The organism is Amphritea atlantica (genome assembly GCF_900111095.1).
GTDB classification, from domain to species: Bacteria; Pseudomonadota; Gammaproteobacteria; order Pseudomonadales; family Balneatricaceae; genus Amphritea; species Amphritea atlantica.
The window spans coordinates 135,525-154,135 of sequence record NZ_FOGB01000010.1 but is presented as its reverse complement, the minus strand read 5'-3'; the positions used below and the strand labels follow the sequence as shown (position 1 = coordinate 154,135).

Sequence of the window (18,611 nt, the reverse complement as noted above, 5' to 3'; positions counted from 1 at the left end):
ATGTTGTCCAGTTTCAAGTTTAAAATTATCGCCCTGATTGTCGCAGTATTGCTCTGCACGGCTGCAGGTGTGATGTATTTCACCCAGCGTGATGTGGGGCAGGCGATGCTGGATGCTGAACAGAAATCAGCCCGCAACGTGCTGCAGCTGGCAGATATGAATATCCGTGCTGGCTATGAACAGCTGATCAGTGAAAAGGTCGATATCCTCAGTAAAATTAAAGCGGATATGCGTCAGCTCACCCGTCTGGGGCAAACGGTCCTGGACAGTTATGCGACCGTCTCAGCACAAGGACTGCTGAGTGAGGAGGCCGCGAAACAGGTGGCCCGTCAATGGCTTTCAGATGTTGATTTTAATAACGGCGACCTTATCCTGTTTGCCCCGGACGGGGTGATTGTTGGTTCAACTGATCCAAAACTGACCGATACCTCAATAGCGGGGTTGCGTGACCTGAAAGGGCGGCAACTACATCAGGCGATGCGTTTCGATCAGCTACCGCCTGATGGTGATAGTGGTATTTTCTTTTGGCATAAGCCAGGCGAACCCGAAGGGGGACGTTATATGGGCTATTTTCTCCCTCTGGCAAACTGGGGCTGGACGATGGGAATCATTGTCAGTTTTGCCGATGTTGAGGAGGAAAGTCAGAAGCAGATGAATCGTATTGTCGATACGCTGCGGCTGACCTTCAATAAGCTTCAGGTGGCTGAGACAGGCTACGCTATGCTGTTTAGGGGTGACCGGGAGATACTGATAGAGCCGCCTTCGCAGCGGTTGAGCGACACGATCACAACGGATGATCTGGATTGGAACAAAGCGGGGGTTCTGGAACAGATAATCAGCGCCTATCAGCGGGGAGAAAGCTCGATCAGTCATCATAGCGCGTTTACCGGTGGGCGCGAGGTGCAGATCTATTTCAGTTACTTTAAAGCATTTGACTGGTACTCCGCTGTGGTGGTGCCGGTTTCTGAAATTGCGGCCCCTGGCCGGGCGGTTGTCGCGCAGCAAAGTCTGATAATCGGGTTGATATTTCTGGGCAGTATCAGCGCTGCATTTATTCTCGTATACCGTATGGCTGCTCCTCTGAACACACTGGCCTCTTATGCCAAATCCCTGCCAGAGCAAGACTTTATCCGTCAGGGGGAGCAGAGTCAGAAAATTCTCAACCTTGTCCGGGACAAGCCGGACGAGATTGGTCGCCTGGCCGAGTCATTCCTGTTTATGGAACAGGCGATCAGATCCACCATTCAGCAGGTGCATAAAGAGAAAGAGATCGCCATCAGTGCCAGTAAAGCCAAAAGTGAGTTTCTGGCCACCATGAGTCATGAGATTCGCACTCCCATGAATGGTGTGCTGGGGATGACTGATCTGGTACTGGATACCCAACTGAGTAATGAGCAGCGTAGGTTTATGCAGATGATCCGCTATTCCGGAGAAGGGTTGCTGGATATCATCAACGACATACTGGACTTCTCAAAAATTGAAGCAGGTAAGTTGCAGCTGGATTACCGGCCTTTGAATCTGACAGAGCTACTGCGGACTCAGGTCTCCATCCTCAATCTGCAGGCACAAAAGAAAGGGCTGAAACTGACCTGCAACCTGCCAGATGAGCTGAATACCGTTGTAATGGGGGACCCTGTACGGCTGCGCCAGGTGCTGACCAACCTTATCGGTAATGCTATTAAGTTTACCCGCGATGGCTCAATTGAAGTGACCGCAGTGCTGTTTGAAGAAACCGAAGAGAATCTCTCTTTTCAGATTCGTGTTGCGGATACCGGTGTGGGGATTTCACCCGAGCATCAGAGTGTAATATTTGAATCTTTCGCTCAGGCTGACAGCACTACCACCCGCAACTATGGCGGCACAGGGCTAGGGTTGGCTATCTCTCGTCAACTGGTTGAAATGATGGGCGGCCTGATCGATTTTTCCAGTGAGCCGGGTAGAGGAACGACCTTCTGGTTTGGTCTGACACTGGCCAAAACTGATGCTCAGCCCGAGGCTGAACCCTCTGAGTTGCAACTGTCCGGGGACCGGGAGGTCATTGAGGGGCATATTTTGCTAGTGGAAGATCATCCTGTGAATCAGGAATATGCACTTCAGGCACTAAAGGGGTTGGGGGTCAGGGTTGATCTTGCCGCCAATGGTGTTCAGGCACTGAAAATGATCAGTGAGAACGATTATCAGCTGGTATTGATGGATTGTCAGATGCCGGAGATGGATGGTTATCAGGCTACCGCAGAGATTCGCAAGCAGGAGCAGGCTGAACAGCGGGCCCACCTGCCCATAATAGCCCTGACGGCTAATGCGATGTCAGATGACCGGCAGCGCTGCCTGGATGCGGGTATGGATGACTATCTGGCGAAACCGTTTGGCAAAAAACAGATCGCTCATATTCTCAGGCACTGGCTGCCTCAGGGGGTAACAGAGGACAGTGGTGCCGGGTTGACAGACTATGTCGCCGGAGAAACCCTGTTAAATGACCGGGAGTTCCAGCTGGACAAAGCCGTTATCGATGAGGGGGTTATATCTCAGTTGATCGAAATGGATGCCAATGGCGCTTTTCTGCGTAAAATTATTGATGCCTATCTGGAAAAGTCGCCGGACGATATCAAGCGGTTGAAGCAGGCACTGGCAGCACAGGATGGACAGATGCTGAGGATTGCTGCCCATAGTTTTAAATCGAGTAGCTATAATTTGGGGGCCATGACACTGGCCGAGTTATGTAAGGCCTTAGAGCAGGTAGGCAGGGATGGCATGCTGGACCAGGCCCCGACACTGCTGACAGAGATAGAAGAGGCCTACCTGAGCGCCCGGGAGATATTAATAGCGATCAGACATGCAGAGGGCAATGATGACAGTCACGCAGGTGAGTAAACCCGCAATCTACCGGGTGCTGGTGGTGGATGATGACCTCACTGCCCGGATACTGGCGAGTCACTCCCTTGAGCATGAGGGGTTTGAAGTGTTGCTGGCTGAAAATGGTATTGCCGCGCTGCAGATTTTCCAGGAGGCTCAGCCGGATATTGTTCTGATGGATGTGGAGATGCCCGGCCTGAACGGTTTTGAAGTTTGCCGTCAGCTACGCAATATGCCCTGTGGCAAGCTGGTTCCTATTCTGATGGCGACAGGACAGGACGATATTGACTCGGTGCGCGAGGCTTATGCGGCCGGCGCTACCGATTTTGTTTCCAAGCCTTTCAACTGGAAAATACTGGGGCACCGTCTCAGCTATATGATCCGGGCCAGCAATACCACTGAGCAGTTGCGCCAGTTGCAGAAGAGTGAAACCCGACTGGGTAACGCTCAGCGGATTGCCCGGCTGGGGAACTGGGAGTGGCATCTGGAAAGTGGCGAAGTCTACTGGTCTGATCAGTTTTTTCAGCTGTTGGGGGGACGGCGAGGAGTGACTGATACCGGCATTCGCAGCTTCTTGCGCTGCGTGCCCGCCAACGAGAGGCCGCAGATGCGTCACTGGCTTAAACAGCTGTTGAACTGCGGTTATTCCGGGTTTATGTCCGGGATCAATCACAGTATCAGTGTACCCGGACAGGAGATTAAGAATGTACAGCATCAGGCAGAGGTGTTTTGTAATGATCAGGGTAAAGCCACCATCATTGCCGGAACCATGCTGGATGTGTCTGAGCTGAAGCGGGCTCAGGATCAGGTCTTAAGGCTGGCGCGGTTTGACAGTCTGACAGGGCTGTCAAACCGGAGTGTCTTCTGTGACCGGGTGCAGCTGGCTATCGATCAGGCAGAACGTAAAGGCTGTCTGGGCGCGGTGCTGTTTCTGGATCTGGATAACTTCAAGCGGATAAACGACACCTTTGGACACGGAATCGGTGACCTGCTGCTGAAGGAGGTGGCGCAGCGCCTGACGGAGAGTGTCCGCCTGACTGACCGACATGCTGACCACTCTGCAACAGCGGGTCTGAATGATCACTTCACCAATACTGATGAGGATCTCTTGCCCCCGCTGGTGGCCCGGTTTGGCGGGGACGAATTTACCGTTTTGCTGCCTGAAATTAATCAGGTGATGGATGCCGAAAATGTTGCCCGCAGAGTGCTCGACTCTATCGGTCTGTCGATCGACCTTGCCGGGCATGAAGTCGTTATAACGCCCAGCATTGGGATCGCTGTTTTCCCCCATCATGGTGAGGATGTAGACAGCCTGATGAAAAACGTTGATGCCGCTATGTACTATGTAAAACATGCGGGCAAAAACGGCTATGAACTATTTGTTAAGTCGATGAATGTCGTGGCAAAACGACGGTTGGAGCTGGAAAGTCATCTGCGTCACGCGATAGCTGAGAATGAATTGTCACTGAACTATCAACCTCAGATCGAGATGAACAGCGGTAAAATCGTCGGTGTCGAGGCACTGCTGCGCTGGAACAGCAAACAGCTGGGCTTTGTTTCGCCGGTTGAATTTATCCCTATCGCCGAAGAAACCGGGCTGATTGCACCGATTGGTGAGTGGGTGATGCGGGAAGCCTGTCGGCAAACCCGTCAATGGCAACTGGAAGAGCTGCCGCAGATCAGGGTTGCGGTGAACCTTTCGGTGCGCCAGTTTGCGAAGCAAAACCTTGAAAAACTGGTGTACCAGGTGCTGCTGGACACCGGCCTGCCGGTGCACTGTCTGGAGCTTGAGATCACCGAAAACATGCTGATGGATGATGTTGATGGTTCGGTTGAAACCCTGCACCGCTTAAAGGCGTTGGGGGTACAGCTGGCGATTGATGATTTCGGCACCGGTTATTCCAGTCTCAGCTATCTGAAACGCTTCCCCATTGACCGCTTGAAGGTTGATCGCTCCTTTATCACTCATGTGACCACGGATCCGGGAGATGCCTCAGTAACCCAGGCTATTATCGCGGTGGCCCATAATCTGGGGCTGAGTGTTACCGCAGAGGGGGTGGAAGATGAATCGCAACTGGCATTTCTGCAACAGCATGACTGTGAAGAGGTGCAGGGGTATCTCTTCAGCCGGCCGCTGAGTGCGGATGACCTGGCAGGGTTACTGCGGGCCTCCAACGGCTATATGCCACTTAAAAAGTCTGAACACTGATCAGAATCAGTGGTTTCTTCGCCGGGGGAATCGCTCCCGGTCTTTCAATCAGTCTATGCAATGCTGCGCCACAATGATTAACCTGTGGCCGCTATTTTCTCTTGTTTTTCGCGTATTTATGCGTTTTTTTATACCTGTATTGCATTGCCTGTCTAAACTGTCATTAAATAAACAAAGGCTAAAGGTCGGAATGCGTTCTCTTATGACAGGCGGGGGGATGGCTGTTTGTTTCATCCCTGGTGCTGGGTTTCCGATGCGAAGGGTAGTTTGATCCTGGCTATACGGTTGAAATTTATAGAGCAGAGCCTGACGCTTTTGACCTGTTATTGACTCAGGCCCTCGACCGGATAGCCGATTCTGAGCAGCAGAACGAGAGACGGTTTACGGGGGCATTGAAATGGATATTGTGGTGTAAACCTGTTTGCACCGTTTACCCGCGAGTGTGTAAGGAACGATTGAGGAGCGTAGTGACCACATGAGGTTTCTGATCATAGCGAATAGCACCAGTAAGACTCAGCCATTATCTGTGCTGAAGCGGGCTGCCGGATGGAATACCCTTAGTCGCCAGGCTGAGGGGGTTGGCTCGTGAGCCGGGAAGAGACGTCTTTAGAAAAGAAGATCCGACGGGGGCTGATGCTACTGATGGTACCTGCGTTTGTCTGCCTGTTATTGTTGTTGCATCTGACGATGGCACGCATTACCGATGAGTATGTTGGTTCGCGTCTGGGGGATGATGTTGAAAATATTCTCATGGCATTGCAGTGGACTGATGCCGGTTGGCAGGTCGATGAGAGCCAGGTTGGCGAAGCCTTTAAACGGGTCGGCAGTGGCCATTACTTCATTATCCGCTGGGATAGTGGTCAGTTGCGTGCAGGCAGTCTGTCGGATCCGGCGCCTGACGTAAGACTGTTACCCCCGGGTCAACAGTTGCAGTTTCAGATTGCCGGGCCCGCTGAGACACAATGGATGGTACGGCAACAGGGTGTTCGTAAAGCGGAGCGGGATCTGACCATCTGGGTCGCTGAAGATATCACAGCGTTTATTACTAAACAGAACGAATATGAGTATTCGCTGTTAACCATCTTAGTGGGTTTAACCCTGTTAATTATGTTGTTGCAGCGACGCATTTTACATTGGGGTTTTGCCAGCCTTAAGCCGATGCAAACCGCCTTATTAAAGGGAAAAATTGATGGTGCGCTGGATCTGCCACAAGGAATTCCTGTGGAGGTAAAACCTTTGGCGGATGCCATTGAGCGTCTGATTGAACATTCAAGAAAACAGTTAAGCCGCTCAAGGAGTGCCACCAGTAATCTGGCCCATGAGATGAAGTTGCCACTGGAACATCTACTGTTGCTGGCTGAAGCGACAGAGGTGGAGGATAACCGTGACAATCTGAAGCAGATATACAGCCAGTTGCAGCGTCGTATTGAGGGAGAGTTACGACGCGCTAAAATTTCCGGTTCACCTGCGCCGATGGAGCTGTTTAACCCTCAGGAAGAGCTGCCCTACCTGGTACAGATATTAAATCGTAAACGGGAAGGTCAGGAGATCGAAGTGGTTCAGCATATTCCTGACTTTGCCATTCCATTTGACCGGGATGACATGTTGGAGCTGGTGGGTAATCTGCTCGATAACGCCTGGCGTTATGCCAACTCCAGAGTGTTACTGAGTATCAGGGAGAACCGGGGATTCTGGACCATTATCGTTAGCGATGATGGTCCGGGGATTGCTCCGGAATGTATTGAAGATATGATCCCGAAAAATCAACAGGATACTTCCGATGGCAGCAATAACCATAGAATGGGGTTATCAATATGCCACTCCGTGGTCAGCAGCTATGGTGGCAAAATGCAGTTGCATGCAGCGCGCTTAGGCGGTTTGCAGGTAATTATCGATATTCCACTGGCGGGTAGCGAATCCCAGGAAGGTGACAGCGACAGGGACGGATGATGGTGCGCTTTTCACTCTTCAGACTAAATGGGCTGCCAGATGATCAACCAGCATTCTGACTTTGGAGGATAAGTGACGGTTATGGGGGTAAACTGCCCAGACCCCCTCGCTTGAATGCTGGTAGTTTTGTAGTAACGAGATCAGCCCTCCGTCTTTAATATAGGGTTCGACATAATAGTCGGGTAGCTGCACTATGCCGATCCCTTTCAGCGCTGCATCCAACAGTGCCTGACCACTGTTACAGTGCAGGTTACCGCTGACCCGGATATTACGTTCATGTCCCTGTTCCAGAAAACGCCAGTACTCCAGCGTGCCCAGCAGACAGTTATGGTGACTTAGTTCATTCAGGACATGGGGTTCACCATGGGTTGCCAGGTAGGCAGGAGAGGCGCAGACATATAACTGCCGGGAGATCAGTTGCCGGGCGATCATGCTGGAGTCTTCCAGCTTACCCAGACGGATCGCCAGGTCATATCCAGAAGCCACCAGGTCCACGGTCTGATTGGTCAGATGGCACTGTACCTCCAGCTCCGGATATAGATTGATAAAGTCGTTGATCAGCGGGGCGATCTTTTGCTCACCGTAGGTGGCTGGAGCAGTGACCTTCAACTTACCCCGTGGCGTGTTCTGTAGATTGTTGACGGCCCGTTCGGCTTCTTCCAGGCCATTCAGCAGTTGCCGACAGTACTGATAATAGGTTTCCCCCGCCTCTGTTGCAGTCACCCGACGGGTGGTGCGGTAGAACAGTTTGGTCCCCAGACGGTTTTCCAGCGAACTTATCTGACGGCTGACCTGTGCCGTAGAGATACCCAGTCGCTTTGCGGCGGCCGTAAAACTGGTTGTTTCCGTGACCGCAATCAGTTCAGACACCCCTTCCCATCGGTTCATTATTACAGTCTCGTAAAAGTATATTGACAAAAAGGTAGATTATCCTGATTTCATAAACAACTACAATGGTGACTTAACTGACTATCCCTCGTCATAAATACAACCCAGAATGAGAGTTGAAGAGAATGACTATGATTAAATCTAGAGCGGCTATTGCATGGGGGCCGAATCAGCCCCTGTCTATTGAAGAAGTGGATGTCATGCCACCTAAGGCAGGCGAGGTGCTGGTGCGCATCGTCGCTACCGGTGTTTGTCATACGGATGCTTTTACACTGTCGGGTGAAGACCCTGAAGGGATTTTTCCGGCGATTCTGGGCCATGAGGGCGGCGGCATTGTTGAGCAGGTTGGTGAAGGCGTTACCAGTGTGGCGGTTGGCGACCATGTTATCCCGCTGTACACCCCTGAGTGTGGCGAGTGTAAGTTCTGTAAATCGGGTAAAACCAACCTGTGTCAGAAAATCCGTGAGACCCAGGGTAAAGGTCTGATGCCTGATGGTACCACCCGCTTCTATAAAGACGGTCAGCCGATCTATCACTATATGGGGTGCTCTACGTTCTCTGAATACACTGTTTTGCCGGAGATCTCGCTGGCTAAGGTGAATAAAGAAGCGCCGCTGGAAGAGGTCTGCCTGCTGGGTTGCGGTGTGACCACCGGTATGGGGGCTGTCATGAATACCGCCAAAGTTGAAGAGGGTGCCACGGTCGCAATCTTCGGTATCGGTGGTATCGGCCTGTCGGCAATTATCGGTGCAACGATGGCAAAAGCCAGCCGTATCATCGCGATCGATATCAATGAGTCTAAGTTTGATCTGGCACGTAAGCTGGGCGCCACCGACTGCATCAACCCGCAAAATTTTGATAAGCCGATTCAGGAAGTAATTGTTGAGCTGACCGACGGTGGTGTTGATTACTCCTTCGAGTGTATCGGTAACGTTAATGTGATGCGCTCTGCCCTGGAATGCTGTCACAAAGGCTGGGGTGAGTCTGTCATCATCGGTGTCGCCGGTGCTGGCCAGGAGATCTCTACCCGTCCGTTCCAACTGGTAACCGGTCGTGTATGGCGTGGTTCCGCCTTTGGTGGTGTTAAAGGCCGTTCTGAGCTGCCTGAGATTGTTGAACGTTACCTGCAGGGTGAGTTTGCACTGAATGATTTCATTACCCACACCATGGGTCTGGAGGATATCAACAGTGCCTTTGATCTGATGCATGAAGGTAAGAGTATCCGCAGCGTTATTCATTACGACAAGTAACCATCAGCGATAGCGGCTGCTGTTTCAGCATGGCAGCCGTTGAGGACAGGATCTATGAGTCTTGAGCTTGTAAGTCAGACCAAAAGCTTTGGTGGCTGGCACAAACAGTATAACCACCAGTCATCGGCGCTGGGTGTGACGATGCGATTTGCCATCTATCTGCCACCACAGGCGCAGAGTGGCGAGAAGGTGCCGGTCGTGTACTGGTTGTCCGGCTTAACCTGCACCGATGAAAACTTTATGCAGAAAGCCGGTGCTCAGCGGGTTGCAGCAGAACTGGGTATCGCCATCGTCGCGCCGGATACTAGCCCCCGGGGAGATAATGTTGCGAACGATGAAGGGTATGATCTGGGACAGGGCGCGGGTTTCTACGTCAATGCCACAGAGGCGCCCTGGAGCGAGCACTACCGGATGTATGATTACATCGTTGAAGAGCTGCCTTCGCTGATTGAAGCAACTTTTCCGGTGTCTTCAAAGCGAGCGATTGCCGGTCATTCAATGGGGGGGCACGGTGCCCTGATGATCAGTCTGCGTAATCCCGGGCGTTATACTTCGGTGTCCGCTTTCAGCCCGATCAGCAATCCGGTCAGTTGCCCCTGGGGGCGTAAAGCGTTCACCGCCTATCTGGGCAGTGATGAGAGCAGCTGGCAGCAGTACGATACCACGGTTCTGTTGCGCAACAATCCGGTTCACCTGCCAACCCGGGTGGATCAGGGGCTGGCAGATGATTTTCTGGCAGAGCAGTTACAGCCGGAAAAACTGGCAGAGGCGGCGGCTGAATCAGGCTATCCGCTACAGCTTGAACAGCATGAGGGCTATGATCATAGCTACTACTTCATCGCCAGTTTTATTGAGGATCAGCTAAGATTTCACCAGCGATACCTGCTGGCGGAATGATAGCGATTAAAGTTGTTTGTTGAGGTATGTTTTGGGGCTCTTTATGAGCCCTTTTTTTTAGCGATTTTAAAACACCGATAGCAGCGACAGCAGCGAATCGTTTTGATACTGATCTGACAGCAGCTTAGCCGACATGATCAGCGTGATAATGACCACCAGAGGTCTGATCAGGCGGGCGCCCTGATTAACCACCAGATGAGCGCCTATCTGGCCTCCGATCAGCTGTCCTGCCGCCATGATAAAGCCTGCCAGCCAGAGGATATTGCCTCCCAGAGCAAAGAAAATCAGTGAAGCCAGGTTGGAGGTAAAGTTCAGGATCTTGGTGTGAGCGGTTGCCCGTGACATGCTGAAGCCGAGTAGTGATACAAAGCCTAGCGCGAAGAATGTTCCGGTGCCGGGCCCGAAAAAGCCATCATAAAACCCGATGGCGGTGCTGAACAGCAAGGCGAACAGCGCGTGACTGATTTTGCGGTCGCGATCCAGATCACCAACCCGCTTTGAAAACATAAAGTACAATGCGATGCCGACCAGCAGGAGCGGCATAATGGATGCCAGCAGTGAGGTGTCCAGCTGCTGTACTATCAGTGTACCCGTAACGGCCCCCGTGAAAGTACAAAGGATCATCAGCTTCATCTGTGTCAGATCGACCAGCTTTTTACGGATGAAGTAGACAGAGGCGGCAAAGGTGCCAAAACTGCCCTGCAGCTTATTGGTCGCCAGCGCCTCCACCGGACTCATACCGGATGCCAGTAGCACCGGCAGGGTAATCATACCGCCACCACCGGCGATTGCATCGATAATGCCTGCGCCCAGACCGGTCAGTATAAACAGCAGGATAAGTGTCAGGTCCAGCTCCATCGCTACCTCTTTATTTAAATTTCATGGTTTAACAGAAGGCACTGTAACAGCTGTTTTTGTCTCCGCGATAGTAAAGTTCTGAAGCAGATCAGGGGTACTATCCGTAAAACTACGGAGAGCTTTCTACGTAGTCTTTCATCTCTGGTTGCGCACTTTCACGAATAGTGGCCATCGTCCTGTTTTGTCAGACTGTTTGCTATGCGAATACCGCTTTATGGCGGTTATCGGCGTTGATAAATCTGCCCTTAATCCTGAAGGGGTGGTGCAAACAGAGGAAGATAATAACAATGTTAAAACTGAACTTTGCGAAAAAGTTACTGGCGGTTGCAGCCTGTGCATCACTGCTGGCGAGCCCCCTGATGGCCGCCGAGAAAGTGTACCGGCTGAAGCTGGCTGAAACCTGGCCAACTAACTTCCCTATCTTTGGTGATGCGCCAAAAAATATGGCGGCGTTGGCAGATAAAATGTCGAATGGCCGGCTTAAGATTACCATTGATTCCAAGAATAAACATAAGGCGCCGTTCGGGGTCTTCGATATGGTGCGCGCGGGGCAGTATGATATGGGCCACTCCGCATCCTACTACTGGAAGGGCAAGATCCCGAATACCCTGTATTTCACCACGATGCCATTCGGTATGACTGCGCCGGAGCAATACGGCTGGTTCTATTACGGTGGTGGTCAGGAATTGATGGACGAGGTGTATGGTAAGTTTGGCGTCATGTCATTTCCCGGCGGTAATACCGGCAACCAGATGGGTGGCTGGTTCCAGAAAGAGATCAATTCAGTTGAAGATCTGCAGGGGCTGAAGATGCGGATTCCCGGGTTTGCCGGTGAAGTACTGGCGAAACTGGGTGCCAAACCGACCAATATCCCCGCAGGTGAGCTCTATACCGCCCTTGAACGACGCACTATCGATGCACTGGAGTGGGTAGGTCCATCGCTGGATCTGCGGATGGGCTTCCATAAGATCGCACCGTTTTACTACACCGGTTGGCATGAGCCTGCGACAGAACTGCAGTTTATGATCAACAAGAAATCCTATGACAAACTGCCTGCGGATCTGCAACAGATTCTGAAGACGGCAATGCGCACTGCTGCCTATGACATGTATATCCAGTCATACCATGAATCGGGCGTGAACTGGGATCGCATGAAAAAGGAGTTCCCGAATATTCAGGTGAAATCCTTCCCGGCTGATGTGATTGCCGCGATGCGTAAAGCGAATGACGAGTTGCTGGCTGAAAAAGCGGCGGCCGATCCACTGGCCAAGAAAATTCTCGATTCTCAGTCCGAGTATATGAAGAAAGCCCGTGTCTGGACCGAGATCTCCGATAAGGCTTATCTCGATAATATGAGCGAATAATTCGGCGTCATTAACTCATTGACGGCCTGTCCTGTTATTCAGGTCAGGTCGCTTTTATTACTGTTTCAGGAGCTGTGATGTTATTAATCAGACTCGAGCAGATGATTAACAGTTTCTCGGAGTTGTTAGGTAAGACCTCTGCCGTACTGTTTGTTGTCATGCTGTTTAATGTCTTTGTCGACGTCGTCATGCGATACCTCTTTAACGATGTCTCTATCGGCATGCAGGAACTCGAATGGCATCTCTATGCGTCGGTATTCCTGCTGGGTGTGCCCTATGCCCTGAAGACCGGGGGGCATGTACGGGTCGATCTTATCTATGAACGTCAAACGGCGAACACCAAAGCGTTAATCGATATGTTTGGCTCTGTTTTTTTGTTGATGCCCTTTTGTGCACTGGTTGCCTGGTATGGCTTTGATTTCGCTAAAGAGTCCTTTCTCTTGGGAGAGACCTCCGGTGATCCGGGTGGCTTGCCGTATCGTTGGTTGATTAAAGCGATGATTCCCCTTTCTTTTCTGGCGATGCTGATCAGCGGCATCGGCATGTTCCTGAAATCGTTGAATATTCTGCTGGGCAATCGTCAGGCAGATAACTATCAACCCCCACAGCATTAAGAGGCGTATACGATGATTGGTATTGTGATGTTCGCGGTGGCGTTGTTGATGTTGCTGCTGGGCTTTCCCGTAGCGTTCACGTTTGGTGGCGTCGCGTTGGCTTTTGGTGTTTTCGCTGAAGGCCCTGAAATTTTTGCCTTTATGCCGTTCCGCATTCAGAGCATTATGGAAAACACCACGCTGATGGCGGTACCGCTGTTTATTTTTATGGGGATTGTGCTGCAAAAGACCCGGTTGGCAGAGCAACTGCTGGAGGCGATGGGGAAGCTCTTTGGTGGCGTGCGAGGCGGTCTGGCAATCTCAACGGTATTGGTGGGCGCGTTATTGGCGGCATCGACAGGCGTGGTCGGCGCTTCTGTAGTGGCGATGGGACTGATCTCGTTGCCGGTGATGCTGAAATACAACTATGACAAATCTCTGGCCTGCGGCACCATCTGCGCGTCGGGTACCTTAGGGCAGATTATTCCGCCCTCGATTATTCTGATTATTCTGGGTGATGTGCTTGGTATCCCCGTGGGGGATCTGTTTAAAGCAGCCGTTGGCCCCGGATTTATTCTGATCGGCGTATATATTATCTATATTCTGTTTTACGCCTGGCTTAAACCGGAAAAGGCACCGGCGTTACCTCTGGATAATGACGGCAGCAGTAAGCGACAGCAGTATGTTAAGGCGTTGATAGCGATTGTCCCACCACTGACTCTGATTCTGGTGGTGCTGGGCTCTATCTTTGCCGGTATCGCGACACCGACTGAGTCCTCAGCGTTGGGCGGGGTAGGGGCTATTATACTGGCGACTCTGTATCGTCAGTTTAGCTGGAAGATGGTGTTAGATTCAGCGTCTGAAACCGTCAAAGTGACCGCCATGGTGTTTGCTATTCTGCTGGGTGCGACCGCATTCTCTATGGCCTTTACCTATACTGGTGGTGATTACATCGTTGAGGAGATTCTGACCGATCTGCCGGGAGGCACAACCGGGTTTCTGATATTGTCGATGCTGGCTATTCTGGTGCTGGGTTTCTTTATCGACTTTGTTGAGATCAGTTTTATTATTGTGCCTATTCTGGCGCCTGTAGCGGATGCGCTAGGTATTGCGCCGGTGTGGTTTGCGATACTGATTGCGATGAATCTGCAGACCAGCTTCCTGACGCCGCCGTTTGGCTTCAGTCTGTTTTATCTTAAGGGGGTATCACCTCCAGAGGTGCGAACAATCGATATCTATCGCGGTGTGATGCCCTTTATTCTGATGCAGGTGGCGGTGCTGGTTTCTATTCTGTTATTTCCAGGTTTTTATGGGTTAACCTAATAAACACTGGAGGGGGCTGAAAGGCCCCGGTTTTCCCCTGACCTGTATTCAGGAAAGGTTTAAGGAACGTTGCTATTAAATTAATCAGACTGTGAACGCATGAAAACGCCTGCCACATCGTTGAAAACAAAGATGCTGTTGCTATCCATTATCCCTCTGATTCTGGTGACGGTGGCGATTACGCTTATCAGCCTGAGTCAGGCTCGACAACTGTCGGAGCAGGAGATTAAAACATTCGAAGAGAACCTGCTGCGTTCCAAGCGACAGGAGTTACAGCACTATGTTGAATTAGCGATGACATCCATTGCCCATATCGTTGCTGAAGCGGAACCGGGCGATAAAAAAGCGGAAGCTGAGGTTAAAGAGATCCTGCACAGTATGACCTATGGCGAGGATGGCTATTTCTTTGTGTATGATGCCGGGGGTGTCAATCTGGTACATCCGATCCAGCCGGAACTGGTCGGTAAAAACCTCTATGACCTGCAGGATCGTAATGGTAAATATGTGATTCGTAATCTGCTTCAGCTGGCGAGTGAAGGGGGTGGTTTTTATCGCTACATCTGGCGTAAACCCTCCAAGGGTGGTTTAGAAGATAAGCTGAGTTATGTGGTGCAGATCCCAAAACTGAACTGGATGATGGGCACCGGATTATATATTGATGATATCTCTAAAGAGGTTGCTTCAACCCGCCTGAAAGTGACCCACAATATTCGCAATACATTTTTGACCGTCGTAGCAATTCTGGCGGGTACCGTCATAGTAATCGCTCTGCTGGGATTCGGGATCAATATACATGCCTCGCAGCTGGCGGATGCCCGGTTGCGGCAAGTGGCACATCGATATGTGCAGTTTCAGGTCGCCCAGCGCCGCAACTTTGCCCGTGAGCTGCATGATGGCATTAATCAGTTAATGGTATCGGTTAAATTTCGCATAGAGCTGGCCCGGAATAAGCTACAGACCCATGACACCAAAGCAGATATCGAGCTGAGTAAAGGCAGTGAAGCACTGAATCAGGCGATTCAGGAGGTACGGCGACTGTCCCATGATTTGCGGCCTATTTTGTTGGATGATCTGGGGCTGAAATCGGCCCTGCATAGCCTGCTGGATGAGTTTTCCGAACGCACCGGGTTAAAAGTGTCAGTTCATCTGGATCTGCCGCAGCAACGGCTACCCGATGATATTGAGATCACGCTGTATCGTATAACCCAGGAAGCATTAACCAATATTGAACGTCATGCGCAGGCAACGTCCGTTGCACTGAGACTCTGGAAAGAGGACGGGATGATCTGGGTGGAGATCAAAGATGACGGGCAGGGGTTTAACAAGCATGATAATGTGGGTGAAGGGATCGGTCTACTAAATATGCGCGAGCGTACTGAACTTCTCAGTGGTCATTTTAGTGTCCGTAGTAAGCCCGGAAGCGGCACCCGTATCCGGGCGGGGTTCACTCTGGTGTAGCGATGGCAGAGGAGGGTATATGAGCACTGAAAAAATCCGCATTGTGTTAGTCGATGATCATCCTTTGGTTCTCGAGGGAATTATTGCGCGTCTCGAAAATGAACCCTCTTTAGAGGTTGTTGGCTCGGCTAATGACGGTGCTCAGGCGTTGACGCTGATTGCTGAGGTGCAGCCCGATGTGGTGTTGATGGATATCTCCATGCCGGTGATGAGCGGGTTTGAAGCAACAGAACGACTGCGTGCTGAACAACCCAATGTCCGGGTGTTGATTCTGAGTATGCATGAGAGTCGTGAGTATATCCTTAAGCTGATTCAGTGTGGTGCGGCAGGTTATGTGTTAAAAGATGTATCCTCTGACGAGCTGATTACCGCTATCAAGACAGTCTACAGCGGCGCGACCTATTTTAGCGCGGGGGCGTCTCAATCCCTGTTTAGTCAGACCGATTTTCAAACGCCGGCCCCGGCCTCTGAGTTAAAAGAAGCGTTGACCTGCAGGGAGCAGGAAGTTCTTCGGCTGCTGGCGCAGGGGGCCAGTAATAAAGCGACGGCCCGGCAACTGGATATATCGGTCAGGACGGTTGAAACCCATCGTCAGAACATCAAAACGAAACTGGATATTCAGACAGCGGCGGGTTTGGCCCGCTATGCGATTGAACATAATCTGATTGACTGATGCGGGTCACAAGTGTCCGCGAGTGGTTAGCCCCTGCTTCCCCCCAGAGTGATCGGTTTCAGGTGTTTTAGAGCGCAAAGGTTCGCAGTCTTAAAACTTAAACCGGCTGATTAACTGATTCTGTTCCCGGCCCATCTGGGTCATCTCATCGCTCAGTGTCGCCGACTCTTTCGCCAGGTCGGTGACCTCTTCAGCAACCGTACGAATTGTTTGCAGGGTCTGGCTGATATCCCCGGCCACCATGCTCTGTTCTTCGGCTGCGGTCGCTATCTGGGTCGATCGATGGGTGATCTCCTCCACTGCGGTGGCGATCGTATCAAACATCTGGCTGGCATCGAGTACCTGAACGGCGGAGTCTTTAGCTAAGGAAGAGCTTTCCTGGATACTGCTGACCACATAGTGGGTGGCTTTTTGCAGGTTGTTTATCACCATTTCTATCTCGCTGACAGAGGTTGCCGTGCGTGCCGCCAGGGCTCTCACCTCATCGGCGACAACGGCAAATCCACGGCCCTGATCGCCGGCCCGGGCGGCTTCAATTGCGGCATTGAGGGCCAGCAGGTTAGTCTGCTCAGCCACCGAACGGATAACCAGCAGCACTTCAGCAATATTTTCACTGTCAGCGGCCAGCCCCTCAACCCGGGACATTGATACCTGCATCTGTTGCGCCAGTGTTTCAATGTTATGGGTGGTCGTCTGGATCGATTTCCGCCCCGACAGCGAGGCTTGTTCTGCCCGGTGAGAGGCATCGGCGGCGTGCGCTGCATTTTTTGCCACATCAACCGACGACTGGGACATCTCCTCCGACGCGGTGGCAACCATGACAATCTGTTGCTGCTGTTGTTCCACATCATCGTTGGTTTTGAAAGCGAGCTTTGTGGCATGTTCGGATCGGTGCAGCGCCTCTTTTATGGAGTGGGCCATACTCTGTATCATATCCGCTAACTGACCGGCGAACTGGTTAAAATGTCCTGCCAGAATGCCGACCTCATCCTGTGATTGCACTCTTATGCGCTGGGTCAGATCGCCCTCGCCACTGGAAATCTGTGCCAATGCATCGGTCACCTGACGCAGCGGTTTGGTAATACGAATAGCCAGCCAGATGACGATCAGTGAACCAAACACTACGATCAGCAATCCGGCTATGATAACCCCGGTGGTCTGTTTGTTTTGTCCCTGTTTCAGTACTGAGATAACACTATCTACCTGTTGCAAAACATGGCTGGTGGGTACCTCAATATAGAGCTTCCAGGTGGCCAGTTTATTCAGATCGAGGTGTCGGATCAGGGTGTAGCGCTGATCATCCTGTTGCGTCAGGGGCTGGTTGAGCTGAACATTGTCCGGCAGCAGCTCGGCAACATTCTGTCCGGCAGTGCCTTTATTCTGACTGTCGGCTACCAGAGTGTCTGACGCAGAGATCAGCATCACCCGGCCCTGTCCTTCTGCCAGTTTACGACCAAAGGCTTGCGCCGATGCCTGCATCTGCGACAGCGGCAGATCGATACCGATTACCCCGACCAGACGGTCTGAAAAATAGATCGGTACTGAAACCGATGTCATCAGCGTTTTTATACCATCCACTTCATCGGTATAGGGATCGATAATGCAGGGACCCTGACGCTCAATAGGACAGCTAAACCAGCTATTGTAAGGGTGTCCGCTGCTGCTGGGGGTTGTGTCGCTGAGCGCCTGTTCAGGGAGCACCTCCTGAACCGCTTCGCCTTTAGCGTTGTGGGCCCAGTAGACAGCGAAACGCCCGGCGTCATTGGAGGCGAGGTCGGTTTCACCTTTATGGGTTTCATCGGCACCATCCAGAGCTTTTGGGAGGAAGACGGCGTAGACGCCGAGGACATCCGGATTATTCTGCAGCGTGCCGGCGATATACTGGTTGATAATATGGCGAACATCATCCGACGGGATATAGAGTGAGCGAAACTGCGTGCGCAGAAACGCTATATCACGGGCATAGCCTGTAGCGGCCAGTACGTTGGAGGTAAAGAGTTTTTCTATACGTAACTTCTCGGCACTGGCAAAGGTTTCCATCTTATCCTGAGCGGCATCACTCAGGGCCGGTTCGATGGTGTTACGCAACTGTTCTGTTGTGGCGTTGATCAGCAGGGTGGATATGATCAGTTGGATGATGACGGTCAGTCCCAGTAGCAGTGCCACTGGCAGGGATATTTTGCGTATTAAAGAGGTCCAGCTCATAGATCACCCGCTTTTATATTAAGCACGGGATCGTCTTATGTAACGGCCGGGGATTCAATACCTATCAGGAGGTAGAACGGGGGCGGGGGC

13 protein-coding genes are annotated in these 18,611 nt (G+C 51.7%); 10 read left to right on the top strand and 3 right to left on the bottom strand.

Going from position 1 to position 18,611, the window contains the following annotated elements; translation table 11 throughout:
• From BMY09_RS15815 to BMY09_RS15805, 3 genes are all read left to right on the top strand, one after another.
• Window positions 1-2,871, top strand: a complete 2,871-nt coding sequence (locus BMY09_RS15815) for an ATP-binding protein (protein WP_091360238.1) — start codon at window positions 1-3, stop codon at window positions 2,869-2,871.
• Window positions 2,846-5,062: a two-component system response regulator gene (locus tag BMY09_RS15810; RefSeq protein WP_245756608.1), complete on the top strand. Its 2,217-nt coding sequence runs from the start codon at window positions 2,846-2,848 to the stop codon at window positions 5,060-5,062. The genes BMY09_RS15815 and BMY09_RS15810 overlap by 26 nt, the downstream gene beginning before the upstream one ends.
• Window positions 5,063-5,647: 585 nt before the next feature.
• Entirely contained in the window at window positions 5,648-7,012 is a 1,365-nt protein-coding gene (locus BMY09_RS15805; protein ID WP_139203204.1) for a sensor histidine kinase, read from the top strand.
• An 18-nt stretch (window positions 7,013-7,030) separates the two neighbouring features.
• On the opposite strand, the gene BMY09_RS15800 is transcribed toward BMY09_RS15805, so the two are convergent.
• A complete protein-coding gene (locus BMY09_RS15800; protein ID WP_091360233.1) occupies window positions 7,031-7,900 on the bottom strand; it encodes a LysR substrate-binding domain-containing protein in 870 nt (289 codons plus the stop codon).
• Window positions 7,901-8,025: 125 nt separating this feature from the next.
• On the opposite strand from BMY09_RS15800, the gene BMY09_RS15795 reads away from it, so the two are divergent.
• Entirely contained in the window at window positions 8,026-9,150 is a 1,125-nt protein-coding gene (locus BMY09_RS15795) for an S-(hydroxymethyl)glutathione dehydrogenase/class III alcohol dehydrogenase (RefSeq protein ID WP_091360231.1), read from the top strand.
• A gap of 54 nt (window positions 9,151-9,204) precedes the next feature.
• Window positions 9,205-10,047, top strand: coding sequence for an S-formylglutathione hydrolase (gene fghA, locus BMY09_RS15790; RefSeq protein ID WP_091360230.1), 843 nt, complete (start codon window positions 9,205-9,207; stop codon window positions 10,045-10,047).
• A gap of 66 nt (window positions 10,048-10,113) precedes the next feature.
• Here fghA and BMY09_RS15785 read toward each other — a convergent pair whose 3' ends face one another.
• On the bottom strand, window positions 10,114-10,905 hold the full coding sequence (locus BMY09_RS15785) for a TSUP family transporter (RefSeq protein ID WP_091360228.1): 792 nt from the start codon (window positions 10,903-10,905) through the stop codon (window positions 10,114-10,116).
• A 287-nt stretch (window positions 10,906-11,192) separates the two neighbouring features.
• On the opposite strand from BMY09_RS15785, the gene BMY09_RS15780 reads away from it, so the two are divergent.
• The 5 genes from BMY09_RS15780 (at window position 11,193) to BMY09_RS15760 (ending at window position 16,316) form a co-directional block, all read left to right on the top strand.
• On the top strand, window positions 11,193-12,269 hold the full coding sequence (locus BMY09_RS15780) for a TRAP transporter substrate-binding protein (RefSeq protein WP_091360227.1): 1,077 nt from the start codon (window positions 11,193-11,195) through the stop codon (window positions 12,267-12,269).
• Between the two features lie 77 nt (window positions 12,270-12,346).
• Window positions 12,347-12,883: a TRAP transporter small permease subunit gene (locus tag BMY09_RS15775; protein WP_217647456.1), complete on the top strand. Its 537-nt coding sequence runs from the start codon at window positions 12,347-12,349 to the stop codon at window positions 12,881-12,883.
• A gap of 12 nt (window positions 12,884-12,895) precedes the next feature.
• The gene (locus BMY09_RS15770; RefSeq protein WP_091360224.1) at window positions 12,896-14,185 is read left to right on the top strand and encodes a TRAP transporter large permease; all 1,290 of its coding nucleotides are present in this window, start codon (window positions 12,896-12,898) and stop codon (window positions 14,183-14,185) included.
• 99 nt (window positions 14,186-14,284) lie between these two features.
• A complete protein-coding gene (locus tag BMY09_RS15765) occupies window positions 14,285-15,643 on the top strand; it encodes a cache domain-containing protein (protein ID WP_091360222.1) in 1,359 nt (452 codons plus the stop codon).
• A 19-nt stretch (window positions 15,644-15,662) separates the two neighbouring features.
• Window positions 15,663-16,316 carry a response regulator transcription factor gene (locus BMY09_RS15760; protein WP_091360220.1) on the top strand — a complete coding sequence of 218 codons (654 nt, stop codon included), beginning with the start codon at window positions 15,663-15,665 and terminating at the stop codon, window positions 16,314-16,316.
• A gap of 90 nt (window positions 16,317-16,406) precedes the next feature.
• Here BMY09_RS15760 and BMY09_RS15755 read toward each other — a convergent pair whose 3' ends face one another.
• Window positions 16,407-18,521, bottom strand: coding sequence for a methyl-accepting chemotaxis protein (locus BMY09_RS15755; RefSeq protein WP_091360219.1), 2,115 nt, complete (start codon window positions 18,519-18,521; stop codon window positions 16,407-16,409).
• Window positions 18,522-18,611: the final 90 nt, after the last annotated feature.